Origin of the sequence: Candidatus Brocadia sapporoensis, assembly GCF_001753675.2 — a bacterium.
GTDB classification, from domain to species: domain Bacteria; phylum Planctomycetota; class Brocadiia; order Brocadiales; family Brocadiaceae; genus Brocadia; species Brocadia sapporoensis.
On record NZ_MJUW02000075.1, the window covers coordinates 17550 to 37017 of the forward strand.

Genomic DNA, 19468 nt, shown 5'->3' on the forward strand with positions numbered 1-19468 from the left:
ACATTTTTTTACAAATAAAGCGTAATATTACTGCTGAATTCGTTTTGGATCAAGAAAATGTTGTTGTTGTTTCGGAATAGGCATAAAGGAGCATCGACGAGATTGCAATGGCAGCCGTCTCAACCCTCAGAGTTGAGTTCCCGATAACAACAGGCATACAATTCGCTTCCTTTGCCGCTCCAATTTCGTTCTCGGTAAAACCACCTTCCGGCCCTATCATACAAACAATCTTTTTTGCTGACGGATAGTCATGCACGAGACTCTTCAATGTCTTTGCATAAGGTTCAATGCAAGCAATGAGAGGAAGATCGAAATGATGAGCATTCTTTACAAGATCAGCAAATGATATAATATTTTCGATCCTGGTAATATAATTTCGCTTGCATTGTTTCGATGTCTCAATCACAATCTTCTTCCATCTTTCAATCTTTTCACCCGCAGTGTCACGAATATCTACGACACTTCGCTTGCAAAAGATGGGAATTAACGTCTGGACGCCTAACTCTGCGCATTTTTGAATTAAAAAAGGGGCATGCTTACCTTTCGGGATGGAAAATGCGATGGTAATATCAACCGGAGATTCTCTGTCAACTGCCCTGGATTGTTCAATAAATAGCTTTACTTTATCGCGTAGAATTTCAGTGACACGAGCCTGGTATTCAAACCCCTTTCCATCAAAAAGGGTTATTTTCGTCCCCGGTTTTGCTCGTTTTACATGCAGAATGTGATGTGCTTCGCCACCATCAAGCCAAATTTCCTGCGTTTCCGGAGTATCCGATAGGTAAAAACGATCTTGATGCATTTAGACGGTTAGGGTATGTTTTGCAAGACTTCGTTCTCTGGCAAAATTGATTATGGTGTGATTGGGACAAACCTCAACACATTTTCCGCAGGAAGTACATTTAGGATAATCAATTACTGCAAGGTTGTTTTGTACGTGGATGGCATCGTATGGGCATATCTTCTCACACTGTTTACAAGCGATGCAAGAATCCTGACAAATCTTTTTGGCGACGGCACCCTTATCAAGAGATTTGCAACGCACATGTACCATTTTTGATGTTGGCACGATACTGATAAGCTTTCTTGGGCACACTGCTGCGCACTTCCCACATGCCGTACACCGTTCTTCAATTACCCGTGGGAGGTTATCTTTTCCCATGTACATCGCCTCAAATTTACATGCCTCCACGCAGGTGCCTAAGCCCAGACATCCATAATCACAGCCAAAAAAACCACCGCCAACAATATGTGCTGCACGGCAGTCTTTCACACCATGATAGACAAATTTATTTTTTATCCCTCGTGCATGGCACATAACAACGGCAACGGCCCGCTCCCTGCCTTCAAACTTGACACCCATGATGCTTGCCGTAAGCTCGGCTACTTCATTTTGACCCACCGTACAACCAGTTACCAGCGCCTTGCCCTCTACTACGGCCTGGGCAAAACCACTACAACCCGGTTGACCGCATGCGCCACAATTTGCGCCAGGAAGTATTTCGTTAATACTATCAATCCGCGGGTCGACTTTAACGGCAAATTTATCTGAGGCAATGGCCAGACCAACTCCAAAGATCATGCCTAAAATGACGAGTGTAATGGTTGCGCCAAGAACTAATTCCATGTGATTTTCCAAAAAATTATTTATTAAAAAATATCAATCGAAAAGGCAACCTAATCAAATACATTTTTAGAATTTGTTTCCAATCCTTCTAATACTTTAAACTTTATGATTCCTTCTTTTTTCCACCGTATCCTGAAGAGCAGGCGGGGGAGATGTTGTTTCCATCGTTATCCTTCTTCAGGCATAAAGGCGGTTGTCAATTATCCCGTATCTTTTTAACATAAAAAATCATGAAATTAGTTCCGTTATGCCATAGTTCCGATCATCATTCTATGAATCGCCTGTCCGGCCGGAACCATTGGGAAGACATTTTCGTTTGGATCAATCCTGAAATCCATAATAACAGGACCTTGTATAGAAAACGCCTTTTCTATCGTTGGCCGCACATCTTTCTTTTCTTCTACTAAAAATCCAGCGGCACCATATGCCTCTGCCAGCTTGACAAAATCCGGATTGCCATTCAAATGGACACACGAATACCGTTTACTAAAAAAAAGTTCTTGCCACTGCCGCACCATACCCAGATAACCGTTATTGAGTACGACTATTTTCACAGGGATATTCAAACGAACTGCGGTGCTCAACTCCTGGATGTTCATTTGAATACTGCCATCACCGGCTATGTCCACTACTATTTTATCTGGGCATCCTAATTGTGCACCAATCGCCGCCGGGAAACCGTAACCCATCGTACCCAATCCGCCGGAAGATAGAAAGGTGCGGGGTTTAGTGTAGGTAAAAAATTGGGCTGCCCACATCTGATTTTGTCCTACCTCGGTTGTGATAATTGCGTTCCCCTTTGCTATTTCACAAATTTGCTCAATCACATACTGTGGTTTAATAACGCTATCCGCGTTATTGTAAGACAAGGGATTCTTTTCTTTCCAGGAATTAATTTTTTGAAACCATTCTTTTCTCTCAACAAAACGGATGTGTTTTATGAGTTCTTGCAAGATGTTATTTGCGTCACCCACAACGGGAATATCTACTTTAATACTCTTGCTGATAGATGCAGGGTCAATGTCTATATGAATAATTTTTGCATGTGGGGCAAATTCATCAATCTTCCCCGTAATACGGTCGTCAAATCTTGCTCCGATTGCCAGCAGTACATCAGATTCAGTTACAGCAAAATTCGCATACGCAGTGCCATGCATCCCCAACATCCCCAGAGATAAATGATGGTCTTCGGGGAATCCTCCGAGACCCATCAGGGTAGTAGTTACGGGAAGATTTCCTTTTTCTGCAAGCTCAAGCAATGCCTTCGAGCATTCTGAGGCAATAATCCCCCCTCCCGTATAAACAACAGGCTGCTTTGCGCTATTAACAACTTCAGCGGCAATATTAATTTGACGAATATTGCCCTCATATCGGGGTTTATACCCGGGCAGTTCCACTTCGGTTGGTATTACTTCTTCACACTTTTCCATGGTAACATCAACAGGCAGATCGATTAATACAGGCCCTCGTCTTCCGGTATTTGCTATATAAAACGCCTCTTTTACCGTTCTCGCAAGGTCTTTAATATCCTTTACAAGATAGCTGTGTTTTGTTATGGAACGCGTGATACCGATCGTATCCGCTTCCTGAAAAGCATCGTTTCCGATAAGAAATGTTTTAACTTGACCGGTTATTGCCACCATAGGGATAGAATCCATATAGGCCGTTGCAATTGCGGTAACCAGATTCGTTGCGCCAGGACCTGACGTAACAAGACAAACACCAACCCTGCCCGTAGCTCTTGCATATCCGTCTGCTGCATGACCCGCACCCTGTTCGTGTCTGGTTAAGATGAACTTTATTGGAGAATCGAATAATGCATCAAATAAGGGTAAAACAGCACCGCCGGGAATTCCAAAAACAAACTCGACCCCTTCCCTTATTAACGCATCTACTAAAATTTGTGAACCAGTTTTAATCATGGATTTACCCTACGAGAAACCTCATTGTTAAATAGAAAACATTGAACTTAGAGAAACAGCACTCTTGGATAAGCAGCGCTTTCTAAAAGGTATGCTTACGAGGGAAGAGCACAAATTTTGAAAAGCAACCAGTATCTTTGATTAAACAAACATCTGATATGAAAACCGGGAGAACAAATTATTTTAGGAATTATGTCCTTTATGTATCACTTTTTTCCGATTCTAAGTCCTCACGGAAATCATCGTAATCGATGTCTTCCATATCCTCATATTTTGGAGGTTTATAACCTGGTTTCTTAGATTTTTCTACCTCTTCACGAAAAGCAGTGATCACCTTTTCCTGTATCTGCTCCCTGCAGCTTGAATTTATTGGGTGGGCTGTGTCTGCGTGTAATTTCAACCTGCCTGCACCTCTGGAAGCACGTTTTTCATTCAATTTAGTACCGCAATCGTTACAGTACTGTGCCATTAAATGATTTTTACCCCCACATTTGGGGCATCTATCTGTGAGTTTCCGGCTGGGCATAGCTACAAACACCCCTTTGTGTCCTTCGATAACCTTTAGATCTCTTACGACAAAATCATCGTCGATCGTAATGCTACAAAATGCCTGCAGTCTGTTTTTTTTACCTTCTGTTAACTTTACCCTGACCTCGGTAATATTCACCGTTTCCCCCTTCCTCTTCATTTAGCATTGTCATTGAAATCGCTGGTTACCACAAACACATTACCAATTCCAAGCATTTTTATTTTTTTTTTCGATTTCCTTCGAATCTCTTTCTCCTCTGCATAAACCATATAATGCCGACCCACTCCCTGATAAAAGTATGCCACAAAAACCAAGCTTTGCCAATGTTTTTTTTATTTTCTCAATCTCCGGATAGAGCCGAAAAACAACATCTTCCAACCGGTTATGCAAACTAGCCCCCAATTTCTCTGGACTTCCTGAATCTAACGATTGCAGAAAAACCCTAACATCTTTCAAATTTTTTGTCAAGACAAATTTAAAATTTTTGTACACCGTTGCGGTGCTTACTTCAAACCTTGGATAAACTACAACATAATGATAGGGCGTCTGCAAATTATGTGGGATAATCACATCCCCTCTTCCTTTGCATATTGCAGTATTTCCCAAGACAAAAAAGGGGGTATCGGAACCTAATTTTTCAGCCAATGACAATAATTTTGCATCATCGTATCCCACCCGCCATAGTTTATTTAATCCAAATAAGGTAGCAACCGCGTCACTACTTCCACCGCCAAGCCCTGCACCGACGGGAATTCTTTTATCTAAATAAATTTTTACGCCTCTGAAAATTCCCGATTCTCTCTGAAAGAGGCGGGCAGCTTTTAAAACAAGGTTATCTTCGCCAACGCTAAGTGTGGAATTCGAGCAGGTAAGCTCAATGTCTTCATTACGGTCTTCCATATGAATATAATCATAAAGACTAATTTCCTGCATAACCGTCTCAATTTCATGATAACCGTCCTGGCGTTTACCCAATATTTCAAGAAAAAGATTAATCTTTGCAGGCGCTGCTATTTTTATCTTCCCCTGTTCTTCCCAATATTTCATAACGAATGTTCCTATTGAATTGCATTTCTAAAAAAAGAAATTTGTGTATCACCGTACGTTCTGGTATCGAATACTTCTAAAACGGGCACTTTTGGCGTCTGTTCATAATCCGTTTTCCTATGTTGTAACATAATCAAACCGCCCGGGAGGAGTATGTGTTTCTGGTATAAAGAGGAAAATACGGTCAAGAGATTATCTCTATATGATTTTTTTTCAAGGAACGGATATGGCGGGCTGGCAAAAATTACATCAATGATGACATGATTTTTCTCAAGATATGGCGTGATTTCAAATACATCGTAAGGCAACACCCATGCCTTCGTTTGAAGCTTTGTCTGCTCAAGGTTTTTTTTAATGATCTGAAGAGCCTGTCTGTCGTTCTCTATAAAAATACAGGATTCTGCACCACGGCTCAATGCCTCTATTCCGATCGCACCTGTACCTGCATACATATCAAGAACCCGGCTGTCAGGAATAACACCGGCGAGGATATTGAACAAAGATTCTTTTACCCTGTCTGGTATAGGTCTTGTCTTGCTTCCTTTTACGGAGCTGAGATGTATCCCCTTTGCACTACCCGCAATTACCCGCACAATTGTATATGAGCTTATTTTCCCTGGCACCCATTTTCGATGATAAGCCGATTTACCGAGTAATCAAGATTGTTAAATTATGGTGCTAAATAACCGACTCGATAAAGGCTGTCGTGAACGCAAAAAGAAGGTTGCATTGCGAGCACATTCGCATTGCTCCGTGTAAACCCCGCGAAGTAATTCAGGCACAGGAGATTACTTCTGGCTGTCATCCCCGCAAGGACACTTGTATGCAAACGTTTCGTTACCTTTATTATAAGATTTCTTTTTGTTTGCATATAATTATGAAACATGATAAGACTATTTCCTACACAAGTCAATTCCAAATTCTATGTTGACATAGTTATATTTTATACTTTATAATTCCACTTTTCTACAGCGCTGTACGGTTAGAAATTTGCTCGTACGGTTTTTGCTATACCCGAATGCTTTTCGTGGGTATCCAGTGAATCCTGAACTTCCTGGATTTCCGCTAAAAACATGCGGGAATAACATCTCGAGAGCAATAAAACAAGACATGCAAATTTTTAACCGGACAGCACTGACTTTTCTACGGCATTTTTTACTTGTCCCAATGTTTTGCGCAGTCATGTTCTCAATATGCTGATTGCAAACGGATCAAGGGAAGAATCAAAGGAAGAAATCGAAAAGGCATCAATATTAAGGTAGAGTAATTATGATTAGCAATAAAGAAAAGGAGTTAACGCCCTTACGAGAACGGTTACTTCACCTGAGGGACTCTCTTTGACCTGGAAAATAAAGAAAAAGAACGATCCGCCTTGGAGGAACAATTCTCTTCCCCAACCTTTTGGGAAAACAAGGAAAAGGCACAGCACACGATCAGGAAGTTAAAGTCACTCAAAGGAATTATACTACCTCTTCAGGAAATGCTAAAGACGCTTGATGATATCGAGTGTTTATCTCTGCTTGCAGAAGAAGCGCAGGATGAGCAGACTGAAACTGAAGTTATCAGAGATATAAAATCCTTTCAACAGAAACTAGAGAAGTTTGAATTGAGAACACTGCTTGGTGAATCACACGACCATTGCAGTGCTTATTTAAGTATTTACGCAGGAGCCGGCGGGACAGAGTCATGTGATTGGGTATCAATATTGTTTCGCATGTATAGCCGTTGGATAGAAAAAAGTGGTTATACCCAATCACTTATTGACGTGTTACCAGGCGAAGAGGCCGGAATTAAAAGAATTACCGTCCTCGTAAAGGGTGACTATGTGTATGGTTACTTAAAATCTGAAATTGGCGTGCATCGGTTGGTACGAATTTCTCCCTTTGATGCAAATGCAAGAAGGCACACATCGTTTGCAGCGGTCGATGTGCTTCCGGAGATTGAGGAGGAAGAAGAAATTGAGATTAGCGAAAATGAGTTACGGGTAGATACCTACCGTGCATCCGGGGCCGGCGGCCAGCATGTAAATAAAACTTCATCAGCCGTTCGGTTAACTCACATCCCTACGGGGATCGTCGTTCAATGCCAGAGCGAGCGCTCACAGCACCAGAATCGCCGAATGGCCTTAAGTATGTTAAAGGCAAAGATGTATCAGATAAAAGAAAAGGAAAAGGAGAAGGAACTTTCCGCTGCTTATGATGAGAAAGGAGAAATTGCCTGGGGACATCAAATCCGCTCCTATGTATTACAGCCCTATTCGCTCGTGAAGGATTTGCGCACCGACAAAGAAACCGGCAACACCCAAGCCGTATTGGATGGTGAAATTGACGAGTTTATGGCAGCGTACCTGAAATGGAGAATAACGAAAGTTCATTAACGTTTATGACAATTTCAAGAGAAAGTTTGTAACGTAGGTATTTATTCCTTGCTCAATGCCGGCGAAGAGCCGGTAGGCTGGAAAACACATTTAAAAGGATAAGCAAATTATGACCACATTAAAAAACGAAGACCCGGAAGTTTGGCAAGCCATACAAAAAGAATCGGAAAGACAACAAAACACCATAGATCTGATCGCATCGGAAAATATCTGTAGTCTTGCAGTACAGGAGGCGCAGGGATCTTCTATGACCAATAAGTATGCAGAGGGTTACTCTGGAAGGCGATGGTATGCCGGTTGCGCAAATGTAGATGCGGTAGAAATTCTGGCAATTGAACGAGCGAAAAAAATCTTCGGCGCCGAACATGTAAATGTACAGCCAAACGCAGGCTCTCAGGCAAATATGGCGGTATGTTTTTCAGTTCTAAAGCCGGGAGATCGTATTTTAGGTATGGATTTGTCCCACGGTGGGCACCTTACTCACGGTTTTAAAAAGAATTTCTCAGGAATGATGTATCAAATTACCCATTACGGGGTAAAAAAAGAAACAGGATTTATTGATTATGATGAAGTACGTGCCATTGCCCTGAAAACAAAACCCCACTTGATCATCGCCGGCGCAAGTGCATACCCGCGGATACTCGACTTTCCGCAATTCAGAAAGATTGCTGATGAGGTTGGTGCATACTTTATGGCCGATATCGCCCATATAGCCGGTCTTGTTGCCGGTGGTGTACATCCCAGCCCTGTTCCCTATGCAGACTTTGTTACCACAACAACCCATAAGACATTGCGTGGACCAAGAGGAGGCATGATCTTATGCAAGCAAAAGTATGCAAAACAGATCGACTCCATGGTTTTCCCTGGAATTCAGGGTGGTCCTTTTATGCATATCATTGCGGCAAAGGCTGTCGCATTTAAAGAAGCGATGACAAACGAATTCAAGCAATGCCAGAAGCAAACGGTAGAGAATGCAAAGGTCATGGCTCAGGAATTTGTAAAACGGGGATACGCCGTTGTGTCCGGCGGGACGGATAACCACCTCTTCCTCATTGATTTGCGCAATAAGAATATTACCGGGAAAGAGGCGCAGGTATTGTTAGAAACTGTGGACATTATCCTGAACAGGAACACGATCCCGTTTGATGAAAAGGGTGCAAGTGCAAACGAACCAAATGGAATTCGTATCGGGACACCTACGGTTGCTTCGCGAGGCATGAAAGAAGCGGAGGTTGTTCGGATAGCAGATTGTATTGACAAAGTCCTTTCGCAACCAAACGACAACCGGATCAAGGATGCAGTTCGTAAGACGGTAAGGGAACTCTGTTCCGCGCACCCGTTATGAAGCAGAAACGTTTCTGTCTGTAAGAAAAGGATCCGTTCCTTTCGTTTTTTGTAGATCATTTCAAGGGCTGGAGTAATCCAGCCCTGTTTTTTCTCTCTTCGGGTATGAATGGATTTGAAATACGCTGTTAAGAAAATAGTAGTTCTGGGCAATGGCAGTTGGGGCACGACGCTTGCCATTCTTTTGTATAAAAAAGGTTATGAGGTTACGCTGTGGGGTGCCAATGCGTCGTATGTTGATTGTCTGAAAGAAAAAAGAGAAAATATCAAATTTTTAAAAGGCGTTCCTATCCCTTCCGGGATATCCCTTACTTCCGATATTTCACCTGTGTTAAAAGACAATCATCTTGTGGTGTCTGCAACACCCACTCCTTACCTGCGCGCTGTGCTTACCAAATTTCTCAACATCTTTTCCCATGAGATACCGATGGTCAGCGTCACCAAGGGGATTGAAAATGATACGCTCATGACGCCGAGCGAGATTATCACCGATGTGCTGGGCAAACGGCCAGTTTCTTTGCTCCTCGGGCCAAGTCATGCCGAAGAGGTTGTACGCGGCTTACCCACTACCGTTGTTGCGTCATCAAAAGATGACACCTTGGCGCGGATAGTTCAGGGGGTTTTTACCACAGACCGGTTTCGGGTCTATACCAACCCGGATGTGATCGGTGTTGAGCTGGGTGCTGCCATGAAAAACGTGATTGCTATCGCCGCCGGCATATGTGACGGCCTGAAATTCGGTGATAATTCAAAGGCCGCCCTGATTTCACGGGGATTAGCAGAAATCAGTCGCCTTGGCATCGCCATGGGGGCGCAGAAAAGCACCTTTTCCGGACTTACGGGTTTGGGCGATCTGATAACGACATGCATCAGCCCTTACGGGAGGAACCGCAGGGTAGGCGAGCAGATTGGAAAAGGGAAAAAATTGCAGGAAATCCTGGATGCTATGGAACAGATCGCAGAAGGGGTGTGGACTACAAAATCCGTTATGGCGCTTTCACGAAAATTTTCTGTTGAAATGCCCATTACAAAAGAAATCTATGCGGTGCTCTTCCTGAACAAAAATCCTTTAGAGGCCGTGAGTCATCTCATGATGCGCGCCCCCAGGTCTGAAATGGAAGACCTCATCTGAAAATAGCCTGTTTCACAAAAAGACTTTTATAAAAAGGCCCAGGAAATTGAGAAAAAAAGCCGGCAATTTTATACTGAAAAGGCTACTGAAACTGAGCAACAATCACAAAGAGAAACCTTTTTAACGATGGCAGATGAAGAGGAAAGGCACTATGTTGTCTTGGAAAATATCATTAATTTCCTTTCACAACCCTCTACCTAGCTTGAAAATGCCGAGTGGTATCACCCGGATGAATATTAGTCAGGTTTATTTGCCGTGTAGCCTAAAATATTAGCAATGTCCGCCAGCGTGAGGACATTATTCCTGAACTCGTCCGGCGAATAGCCCTGCACACGGTTGACGGGGCAGGATTGGTGATCCGTAAGAAGAACAGCCGTATTGCCCTCCGAGAGGTCGCGATAAGTGTATTTTATGTTCATAGATAACTCCTTTCCGTTGCATTTCCCTGCGCCCTGTAATTCTGTCATCATATTAAACTTTCTTTTGCTTAATAAACGTACCATTGCGGTACTCTTCAAAAGCGATCCGTAATTCATCTTCCGTATTCATCACAACAGGACCGTACCAGGCGACCGGTTCACCAATGGGCTTGCCCGATATAAGCAGGAACCTGACTGCTTCGTCTTCCGTTGAGACCATCATCTGATCGCCATCTTCAAACAGGACGAGTGTCTCGTTACTTACAAAGGGCTCTCTTTGAATATCGAAATAGTTGACTCCTTCGATCTCATAGGAAATCTGCGGCTTTTCTTTGCAAAAGCATCCCTTGCCTTCGATAACGTATGCAAAAACAGTATGTCCGCGCTTTGTCGGGTGTACGAATTCTGATCGGACAGGAACGGTTATATCAAGGTATTCAGGGTCGGTAATGATATCCTGAACAGGACCCTTTTTGCCACCGGCTTTACCACATATGACCCTCACCTTTGTGCCGTTCGGCTGGATTATCTCAGGGATCCGTTCGCTTTTCACATCCTGATAACGCGGCTCCATCATTTTATAGGCTTTGGGGAGGTTTGCCCAAAGCTGAAATCCCAGCATTACACCATTTGGGTCGCCTTTGGGCATTTCCTGGTGTATGATTCCGCTTCCTGCGGTCATCCATTGTATGTCACCGGACGATATGATGCCCTTATTTCCCATGCTGTCACCGTGCTCTACGTCTCCGCGGAGAACATAGGTGATTGTCTCGATTCCACGATGTGGATGCCATGGGAAACCCTTGACATAGTCCTCTGGATTTTTTGAGCGGAAATCGTCCAGAAGTAAAAAAGGGTCAAACAGAGGAACCTGACTATATCCAAACGCACGTTTAAGATGAACACCTGCTCCTTCAACCGTAGGCTTACTTTTCAAGACATTGCGTATCTTTCTCCTTTCCGTCATGGTGTCCCTCCTTTGTTTTTTTACCGGAAATGGCAAAATCTAAAGCATGAAATTTGTGAGTCAACCCTGACAGGGTTAATTATTCATAATTTTTGTTAAATCAGAAAGCAAAAACATCACAACCAAGATTCCATAATTCCGCTATCCCAACTATCACAGAGCGCACCGCTATAAAAGCCGATAGGGATATGCCCGCTTTGTCCATTCGTTCTCTGGATACTTAGCTTGAAGTTGTTCGTATGCCTCCTTAAGTCCTTTTGGATTTTTTGTATCCTTGTATTGGCATACACCTTTCAGGTAAATTGCCTCTGGCGCCATACTACTCTTAGGGAAATCAGACAAAATCTTCTCCATGTATGAAAGTGCCTCTTTAAATGCATTGAGATCAAAATGCACTTTTGCAATACCCAGCAATAATGAAGGAATTAATTCTTCGGGTGAAAGAAAACCGACTGTCCTGTGATGCTCTTTGCCCTCTGTATCAAGTATTATCAGGGTTGGAGTCCACTTCAGATTAAAATCGGTAGCCAGGGGTTGGGCATCAGAACGGGCGCGCAAGGGAATGAGAGAACTATTGATAAATTCTATAACTTCTTTATGCGGATACGAAACTGTATCCATTTGTTGACACCCGATTCAGCCAGGGTTAAAGAAATCAAGTAAGACCGGCTTTTTCTCAGATCGAGCCCTTGACAGAGCCGCATTCATTACCGTTTCCCATGAAATTTTGTTTTCCATAGTCTTATCTCCTTTATAGTAAAGTTAAGGTTCATATAGAATATCCATCCTTTTTTTCACCGGAAGCAAAAGACAAAAAGAGACAAAAGGGGTCAAATCTTTACAGGCTGTCCGAGAATACAAATTCATGGAACGGCTTAAATTTAGCCATATGATTGATCCTCCTCGGTTGGGTATCTTCTGGTAAGGGAAATAATGATACGGTCGGTTTACTCGACAAAATGAGTGACCTAAAAAAAGTTTTACCTGCTTGGTATCGTTTTGCCGGGAAGACTTCATTTCGCTTTATTATATCATTCAATTTTACCATCGCAACCAATTTGCCCTCATTTTCTGGCTAAATTGATGAAAACAGAAATGCCGCATTCTCGGACAACCTGAAAAGTTTGACCCATCGCTTCGCTTTAATATTCACTACAGCAGGGACAACCTTCTCTGATGCACTCACGACAGCCTTCGAATATGTATCGGGAAGCTCTTCATCCCCGGCAAAAAGGCCTCAGATATCCGTGAACCGTCAGGCTTGACTCCATATGCTGATATCGCTTGAAAAAGAGTCTCCATAATCATCTTTCTTCTTAAAATTTCATTTTTTAATTAGCATTTTCAAACTATTTTGATTATAGGTAAAAAGTATTGATTGTCAAATTTTCCTTCTTTCTGATTGAATTGCAAGATATAAGGAATTAATTAAAACAGCGAAGATAGACAGGTATCTCTTTCTCTTGATAATATAGAAATGTGCAAAAACTTGTATTCGGGTATCATTAACACATGGTCCCTTCCTCTTTGAATAAGTCCTTTTGGTATTTTTTTACTTGAATTGTTCTCCGTTTTGAATCTATGATAAAATGGCTCGGAAAGGAAATTATCTCTTTAAAAATCGTACATCAGTTTATGGTGGAGAAAAAGTATGATGGAGAATAAATCAATAGAGAATGATCTCTCGGATAAAAATACCTTAACACTGGATCTCTTAGAACATGTAACCGAACCTATTGGAAAGTATCCTTACCGAGGGTGGGAAACAGCATACCGTGAACAATGGAAATATGACTACACCGGCAGAACTACTCATTCTGTGAACTGTGCAGGTTCCTGTACCTGGAAGGTCTACGTCAAGAATAATATTGCCTTTAAAGAGGAGCAGTATGCAGACTATCCTGATATTAATCCAATTCTGCCTACGTATAATCCACGAGGTTGCCAGAAGGGTGCTAATTACAAGGAATATGTGTATGGTCCGCAACGTTTGAAATACCCATTAATGCGGGTCGGTGCCCGGGGTGAAGGGAAATGGAAAAGAATTTCCTGGGAAGAGGCAATGAGGCATATCGCCAATAAAATTGTCAATACCATAGCCACTCACGGTCCCGATACGATAACATTTTATTCAGCAAATCCTGCAAAGTTTGCAATTACATATGCGGGAGGTTTGCGTTTGGCAAACCTGATCGGTGGCGTTGTGTGTTCCTATTATGATTGGGTTTCTGATCTTCCTCCCGGTGAACCTATGACATGGGGTGTGCAAACCGATTCATGCGAGGCCGCCGACTGGTTTCATTCAAAATATATCATCGTATGGGGTTCAAATCTGCTAGAAACCCGCATTCCCGATGCCCATTTCTTGACGGAAACACGAATGCGGGGGACTAAAATAGTGGCTATCTTCCCGGAATACAATCCAACCTCAATCCACGCAGATATCTTTATTCCTGTAAAACCCGGAACCGACAGCGCCCTGGCCTTAGGTATGGCAAATTTTATTATAAATAAGGGACTCTACGATGAGGCATATATAAAACAGTATACCGATATGCCAATGCTTATCCGGATGGATAATGGAAAGTTCCTCAGAGAAAGCGATATGACCTCGAACAGCAGTCAAGAAAAATTCTATCTCTGGGACCAGAATACCGGGAAACCGGTCCTTGCGCCCGGCGCTCAGGGATTTCTTGGCTCTCAGGACTGGACGCTGAATCTTGATTCAATAAAACCCGCCCTTGAGGGTATCTTTACCGTACATACAAACACTGGTCCGGTTAAGGTAACCCCGGTCTTTTCGTTGTTGAAGCAAAAAGTTGCTGCTTATGATCTCGTAACGGTATCGGGTATTACCGGTGTGGAAGATTGTCTTATCGCGCGGATTGCGCGTGAGTTTGCAAGCACTAAGCCGGCCAGGATTATTGGGGGCGCAGGAACAAATCATTATTATCATAACGACCTTACGAACAGGAGCCATATATTACTTGCAGCTTTGACGGGCAATGTGGGAATACCAGGCGGGGGATTTGATCATTATGTGGGTCAGGAAAAAATCTGGTGTAAAGAAGGCACCTTTGACCTTGCTTATCCCCTTGGTAGCACAAAGCAGCGGTTTCAGCCAACAACACTTTGGACATTTATACACTCCCATATTATGTCAGACGTTGACAATCTTTGGCCGCATCCTATGATAGATTATATACGCGAAAGCGTTCACAATGGCTGGATGCCGCTGTTCCCTGAAGGGACGCTTGACAGTGGTAAATCGCCTAAGATTCTTTTTGTTTGGGGTTCAAATTTTCTAAATCAGGCAAAGGGGTTCGAATCAATATTGGCAAACCTTTGGCCAAAGCTTGATCTTGTCGTCGATATTGACTACCGCATGAATACAACAGGTCTTTATGCGGATATAATCCTGCCCGCGGCAAGTATGTTTGAGAAGTGGGATATCAGCACTACCGATCTTCACTCATATGTAAGTCCATTTACCCCTATCATAGAACCTCAGATGGAAAGTAAAACAGATTGGCAAATCTGGCAAACATTGGCCAGGGCACTTCAGGAAACAAAATTCTCATATCATGATACCTTGCCTGATGGAACTCCCGTTTACCGCGATTTTTCGACTTTGGTAAATGATTTTACCGCGCAGGGTACTTTAACATCTGATAAGGCTGCAGGGCAGTTTATTCTCGATAATTCGGTGGGGACACGAGGAATGACAATGGACGGAATCAATGAAAAGCCCCGGCGGTTTGTAGCCACGGGTAAGGAATTTACCAGTGATATCAAAGACGGAATTGCGTATTACGGCCTCCAGAGGATGTATGAATTAAAGCAGCCACTTTCTACACTAACAGGCCGTCAGCAATTCTATATTGATCATCCCTGGTTCCTCGAGTTTGGAGAAGAATTGCCGGCGTATAAACCTCCTGTTCAGGAAGATAAGTACCCGCTCCGATGGATTACTCCCCATAGCCGCTGGAGTATTCATTCAACATGGCGGGATGCAAAGTATCAATTGCGGTTGCAAAGGGGACAGCCTGTTGTGTACTTAAATCCGTCTGAAGCTACCGCCCGTAATTTGATTGATAATGATGCCCTTGAGATTTACAATAATTACGGAAAGATATTAGCCCATCTCTGCATTTCACCAAGAATCCCTCCGGGTATGGCACTGATGTACCATGGATGGGAATATTATAGCTTTCGTAAAGGCGGTTTTCAGAGCCCGACAACGATTCGCATAAAACCAACACAGCTTGTCGGTGGATATGGGCAACTCAAGTTTAAGGCCAATTATTGGGGTCCAACGGGGAATCAGAAGGATACGCGGGTAGAGGTTCGTAAGTATAAGAGCGGATAGAGGTGTATTTTCACCATTCTCAGGAAACTGACAAACTGGAGAGTAATGCGCTATTTGCGGGAAAAGACAAAAGAAGATGTCTCTGTAGCGCCGTTAGGAGGGTGGTCTTCGATAATGCTCACATCATTTAAGTAACTCCACTCAAACCTTCAGGTCTGATCCTTTATCGTTTTATTTAAGTGACTATGTGAAGAGTAATAATTATTATGGCAATCATGAGACAGATTCAAATGGTTTTTGATCTTAACAAATGCATTGGATGTCATACATGCGCCATGGCATGCAAGACGATGTGGACGGATAGAGATGCAGGACAGATGCACATGTATTGGATGAATGTAGAAACACGGCCTGGCACAGGGTACCCAAAAGATTGGGAAAATCTGGGCGGTTGGTTTAATGCCGATAGAAATACTATACCGCTTCCTCATATTCACGAAGGTTATGGCACACCCTGGGAATATAACTATAAGGAGGTACTGAAAACAGAGGGAGGAGATACTCCTGCTCCAAAACTAATTCCATCGCCGGACCCTTCAGAGTATCCTTATGCCAGCAACTGGGATGAAGATGTGGGTAAGGGAACTTTTCCGAACTCCTACTATTTTTATCTGCCACGCATCTGTAATCACTGCACTGACCCTGCATGCCTGGAAGCTTGTCCCCGGCAGGCCGTTTATAAACGGAGTGAAGACGGCATTGTTCTGATCGATCCAAAGAGATGCAGAGGCTATCGTTACTGTGTTAAGGGGTGCCCTTATAAAAAAGTTTACTACAATCCAGAAGAAAAGATATCCCAAAAATGTGTTTTTTGTTATCCAAGAATTGAGGAGCGTAAAGGGAACTTCTGCTCAACACAGTGTGCCGGCCGCATAAGCTGGATTGGTTACGCTGATGATACAAAGAGTAATATCTATAAATTGATAAACACATGGAAGGTTGCTTTGCGGTTACACCCTGAATATAAAACCGAACCTAATGTGTTCTATATTCCACCTCTCAGCCCACCTACCTATTCATTTACCAGCAAGTTAACGGATAGTCCGCGTATCCCTATTGATATGCTGGCAAAGATGTTTGGTGATACCCACGATCAGAATTATGACCAACGAGTAACTCGTATTAAACAAATCTTTGATATTCTTCAAAACGAACGAAATAAAGTTGCATCTGGTGGAAATTCTGAACTGATTGATATTTTAATCTCGCGTTCAGAGGCAGACCGCTTTCAGATATAAATAAGAAAATTTCAAATTCAAAAACATTTATAGAAGTAATATCTTAACCATGCCCGATCATGATCTCAGCGGCTCGTCGAGGGCCATTACAGCAGTATATATACAGGGGCCTGTAACCCTTGCCCCATTAGACCCTGCTTGGATCCAGACCCCGGAAACTGTAATAACCCTCAGTAGGCGGATTCATGAGACGGGGGCCAAAATGGTTGACATGGGTAATGAAAACAGGCGTATCAAGGTGAAAGTAGTGCACAATGGAACTGATATCTTTTTCTTCTACCAGTGGGATGAGAGTACCCCAAATGTTACGGTAAATGATTACTCGCTTTTTGCCGATGCCTTTGCTATGGAAATCCCCCTTATAACAGAGGTAAGTCCTATCTGGATGGGCGCCAAGGACAAACCTGTAAATATCATTTACTGGAGAGCAGACCTTGCCAGACCTGAAAACATCGTTGGTGGAGGCATTGGTACCACTCAAATAAGTTCAGATACGGAATCTCAAAATATCAGACATTATCAGAATTGGGCTAATGGAGTATGGACAGTAATTATAACTCGACCTATGACTACCGCCTCGCACAATCAGGTCTCTTTTGTTCGTAGCGCCACTTATAGGCTAGCCCTTGCCAATTGGAAAGGTGGAAGTGATGCTGAAAGGGGAGGGAACAAAATAATCTCTGATTGGCTGTATCTTTTTATTAAATAGTACCCGGAATAGGGACTGATGAATAACGTATTCCTGACGCCATTATCTGCAAACCATACAGAATCAATTAATAGAAGTTATCTATACAAATTGCTTTCTTTCGGATTCCGTTATCCTACTTCAGAAACTTTTAAAACATTTCAAAATGGGGAATTTTTTGTTAGGTTATGGGATACCATATCATTACTTCCGCATGTAAAGTTCATGAAGACCGAACAAGCGGAACAGGGCAAAAATGTTCAAAATGACTTGGGAAAAAGCACCTATGAAGATTTTGTAGTAAAATTAATCCAAACCTTCGATATCGGTATTCCAGAACCACCATGCCCGCCGTATGAAGGATTTTATCGGAGCAAATCAAGAACTGCCGTCATGCTGGAGGTAACTGAGTTTTACAGGCATTTTGGTCTTGCAATGAGCAAGAGGGATGGTAAACGCGAACTTCCTGATCATCTTTGTGTTGAGCTGGAGTTTCTTCATTTCCTCGCTTTTAAAGAATCACAAACTAGAATTGATAAAGATTCAAAATCTCTGGAAGGATATCTTCTTGCACAAAAAGACTTTCTCAATCGCCATCCGGCACAATGGGTTCCAAAGTTCTGCGACTCACTTTGCAACCGGGTTGATATCCCGTTCTATAATTTACTTGCCCGGGTTACCGCAATGTTTATCACTCATGAACTTGAATTGATAACTTCCCATATAAAACCCTTTTTAAAGAAAAATGAGGGGCCATAAGTACTGTAAATTTCGTGTCCCAACATACGTAGCATCGCCGTCAATTGACCGCGATGATGCGCTGTGTGGGTTATCCTCCTCGTCATAATCCATGCCCGCGAGCGCTTAACGTAAAAGAATGGGACAACCTTTTCCCACCAGAACCTGCCCGTCTTTTGCAAGGCTGCAAATCGTTTTCCGGAATCATCTGCATAGCGCTTTATAAATTCCAAACGGGTTTCCTGTTTCGGTAAAGGTGGAGCACCAACACCGATTTCCGGCATGTTGCGAAACCATAGATTTTCGCTCACACATTGATGTATCATATGCTCAAGGGCATTTCTCCCACACCTATCGTGCGGGCGTGGACGTACACGCATATCTTCGTCCTTGTTCTGTTTTGGGTAAAGGAACGTTTCTACGAGCATGTGCTATTGCCATTACTTTCGATTGTGATAGAGTTCTGCTTATTTGATTTTATCTTTCTATGTCTACAGCATAGCAAACATGGATTCAAAAGTTCGGCACTATTCGTGGGTATAGGGCAGGGCATTGCCCACCAAAACTATCCTACAGGTTTCTTTGTCGTGTAGCTCGTAATCAAGTTTCTGCAAGACGGCAGATGGCCTGATAACAGTTTGCCCAATCCCTCGATGTCGTTGCGCCAGTCACGATGCAGTTCGCTGGCAACGGCCATCCAGTTCATCAATTGCACACATGCCTGCTGCCATGCGCGTCCACGCTGCGTAGCGAGTAACCTCATTAAAGGTGCCGGAAGCGTCGGTAACGACGAAAACATCGAAACCTTCCTCCTGCGCGGAAAGCACTGGGAAGGCTACGCATACTTCTGTCAGGGCGCCGGCAATGAGCAACTGTTTGCGGCCGGCCAGCGCGAGGACGTTGTTCCTGAACTCGTCCGGCGAATAGCCCTGCTCAAGATTGACGAGGCCGGATTGATGGTCAGCGAGAAGGACTGCAGCATTATCCCAGGAAAGACGGCGGTAAGTATATTTAGTATTCCTAGCGCAGCTACGCCGCAACCAAAGCTTTAAAACCGTCCTCCCATAGTGT

18 protein-coding genes and 2 pseudogenes are annotated in these 19468 nt (G+C 43.1%); 8 read left to right on the plus strand and 12 right to left on the minus strand.

Annotation, left to right across the window (positions count from 1 at the left end; translation table 11 throughout):
• Positions 1 to 49: 49 nt before the first annotated feature.
• The 6 genes from BIY37_RS06735 to rsmD form a co-directional block, all read right to left on the minus strand.
• Positions 50 to 802 carry an RsmE family RNA methyltransferase gene (locus BIY37_RS06735; protein WP_070067074.1) on the minus strand — a complete coding sequence of 251 codons (753 nt, stop codon included), beginning with the start codon at positions 800 to 802 and terminating at the stop codon, positions 50 to 52.
• Positions 803 to 1627 carry an RnfABCDGE type electron transport complex subunit B gene (locus BIY37_RS06740; RefSeq protein ID WP_070067075.1) on the minus strand — a complete coding sequence of 275 codons (825 nt, stop codon included), beginning with the start codon at positions 1625 to 1627 and terminating at the stop codon, positions 803 to 805.
• A 245-nt stretch (positions 1628 to 1872) separates the two neighbouring features.
• A complete protein-coding gene (gene ilvB, locus BIY37_RS06745) occupies positions 1873 to 3549 on the minus strand; it encodes a biosynthetic-type acetolactate synthase large subunit (RefSeq protein ID WP_070067076.1) in 1677 nt (558 codons plus the stop codon).
• Positions 3550 to 3748: 199 nt separating this feature from the next.
• A complete protein-coding gene (locus BIY37_RS06750; RefSeq protein WP_080324910.1) occupies positions 3749 to 4216 on the minus strand; it encodes a SpoVG family protein in 468 nt (155 codons plus the stop codon).
• A 60-nt stretch (positions 4217 to 4276) separates the two neighbouring features.
• Positions 4277 to 5125 (minus strand): 4-(cytidine 5'-diphospho)-2-C-methyl-D-erythritol kinase, encoded by an 849-nt coding sequence (gene ispE, locus BIY37_RS06755; RefSeq protein WP_080324911.1) that lies wholly within the window; start codon positions 5123 to 5125, stop codon positions 4277 to 4279.
• Between the two features lie 11 nt (positions 5126 to 5136).
• The gene (gene rsmD, locus BIY37_RS06760; protein ID WP_080324912.1) at positions 5137 to 5748 is read right to left on the minus strand and encodes a 16S rRNA (guanine(966)-N(2))-methyltransferase RsmD; all 612 of its coding nucleotides are present in this window, start codon (positions 5746 to 5748) and stop codon (positions 5137 to 5139) included.
• Between the two features lie 646 nt (positions 5749 to 6394).
• On the opposite strand from rsmD, the gene prfB reads away from it, so the two are divergent.
• From prfB to BIY37_RS14345, 4 genes and pseudogenes are all read left to right on the plus strand, one after another.
• Positions 6395 to 7502, plus strand: a protein-coding gene (gene prfB, locus BIY37_RS06765) for a peptide chain release factor 2 (protein WP_143299200.1) whose coding sequence is annotated in 2 segments (ribosomal slippage) — positions 6395 to 6463 and positions 6465 to 7502 — 1107 coding nt in all. Because the reading frame shifts where the segments join, the coding sequence is not laid out codon by codon here.
• Positions 7503 to 7611: 109 nt separating this feature from the next.
• Positions 7612 to 8847, plus strand: coding sequence for a serine hydroxymethyltransferase (locus BIY37_RS06770; RefSeq protein WP_070067080.1), 1236 nt, complete (start codon positions 7612 to 7614; stop codon positions 8845 to 8847).
• Positions 8848 to 8961: 114 nt separating this feature from the next.
• Positions 8962 to 9978 (plus strand): NAD(P)H-dependent glycerol-3-phosphate dehydrogenase, encoded by a 1017-nt coding sequence (locus BIY37_RS06775; RefSeq protein ID WP_230402455.1) that lies wholly within the window; start codon positions 8962 to 8964, stop codon positions 9976 to 9978.
• 42 nt (positions 9979 to 10020) lie between these two features.
• Positions 10021 to 10179, plus strand: a pseudogene (locus BIY37_RS14345) (ferritin family protein); the annotation flags it as partial.
• 35 nt (positions 10180 to 10214) lie between these two features.
• Here BIY37_RS14345 and BIY37_RS13445 read toward each other — a convergent pair.
• The 4 genes from BIY37_RS13445 to BIY37_RS13900 all read right to left on the minus strand — a co-directional run bounded on the left by BIY37_RS13445 (position 10215) and on the right by BIY37_RS13900 (position 12102).
• The gene (locus tag BIY37_RS13445; protein WP_179129317.1) at positions 10215 to 10481 is read right to left on the minus strand and encodes a hypothetical protein; all 267 of its coding nucleotides are present in this window, start codon (positions 10479 to 10481) and stop codon (positions 10215 to 10217) included.
• Positions 10450 to 11364: a pirin family protein gene (locus tag BIY37_RS06790; protein WP_070067083.1), complete on the minus strand. Its 915-nt coding sequence runs from the start codon at positions 11362 to 11364 to the stop codon at positions 10450 to 10452. The genes BIY37_RS13445 and BIY37_RS06790 overlap by 32 nt, the downstream gene beginning before the upstream one ends.
• 168 nt (positions 11365 to 11532) lie before the next feature.
• Positions 11533 to 11985 carry a tetratricopeptide repeat protein gene (locus BIY37_RS06795; protein WP_070067084.1) on the minus strand — a complete coding sequence of 151 codons (453 nt, stop codon included), beginning with the start codon at positions 11983 to 11985 and terminating at the stop codon, positions 11533 to 11535.
• 15 nt (positions 11986 to 12000) lie between these two features.
• Positions 12001 to 12102, minus strand: coding sequence for a thioredoxin family protein (locus BIY37_RS13900; protein WP_230402456.1), 102 nt, complete (start codon positions 12100 to 12102; stop codon positions 12001 to 12003).
• A 913-nt stretch (positions 12103 to 13015) separates the two neighbouring features.
• On the opposite strand from BIY37_RS13900, the gene BIY37_RS06800 reads away from it, so the two are divergent.
• The 4 genes from BIY37_RS06800 to BIY37_RS06815 all read left to right on the plus strand — a co-directional run bounded on the left by BIY37_RS06800 (position 13016) and on the right by BIY37_RS06815 (position 18418).
• Positions 13016 to 15733: a molybdopterin-dependent oxidoreductase gene (locus tag BIY37_RS06800; RefSeq protein ID WP_070067085.1), complete on the plus strand. Its 2718-nt coding sequence runs from the start codon at positions 13016 to 13018 to the stop codon at positions 15731 to 15733.
• 206 nt (positions 15734 to 15939) lie between these two features.
• Entirely contained in the window at positions 15940 to 16971 is a 1032-nt protein-coding gene (locus BIY37_RS06805; protein WP_070067086.1) for a 4Fe-4S dicluster domain-containing protein, read from the plus strand.
• Positions 16972 to 17020: 49 nt separating this feature from the next.
• Positions 17021 to 17680, plus strand: a complete 660-nt coding sequence (locus BIY37_RS06810) for an ethylbenzene dehydrogenase-related protein (RefSeq protein ID WP_070067087.1) — start codon at positions 17021 to 17023, stop codon at positions 17678 to 17680.
• Between the two features lie 204 nt (positions 17681 to 17884).
• Positions 17885 to 18418, plus strand: a complete 534-nt coding sequence (locus tag BIY37_RS06815) for a molecular chaperone TorD family protein (protein ID WP_179129318.1) — start codon at positions 17885 to 17887, stop codon at positions 18416 to 18418.
• On the opposite strand, the gene BIY37_RS06820 is transcribed toward BIY37_RS06815, so the two are convergent.
• Positions 18355 to 18825, minus strand: a complete 471-nt coding sequence (locus BIY37_RS06820; RefSeq protein WP_080324914.1) for a DinB family protein — start codon at positions 18823 to 18825, stop codon at positions 18355 to 18357. The genes BIY37_RS06815 and BIY37_RS06820 overlap by 64 nt on opposite strands.
• 137 nt (positions 18826 to 18962) lie before the next feature.
• Positions 18963 to 19437 (minus strand): annotated as a pseudogene (locus BIY37_RS06825) (isochorismatase family protein).
• Positions 19438 to 19468 lie beyond the last annotated feature (31 nt).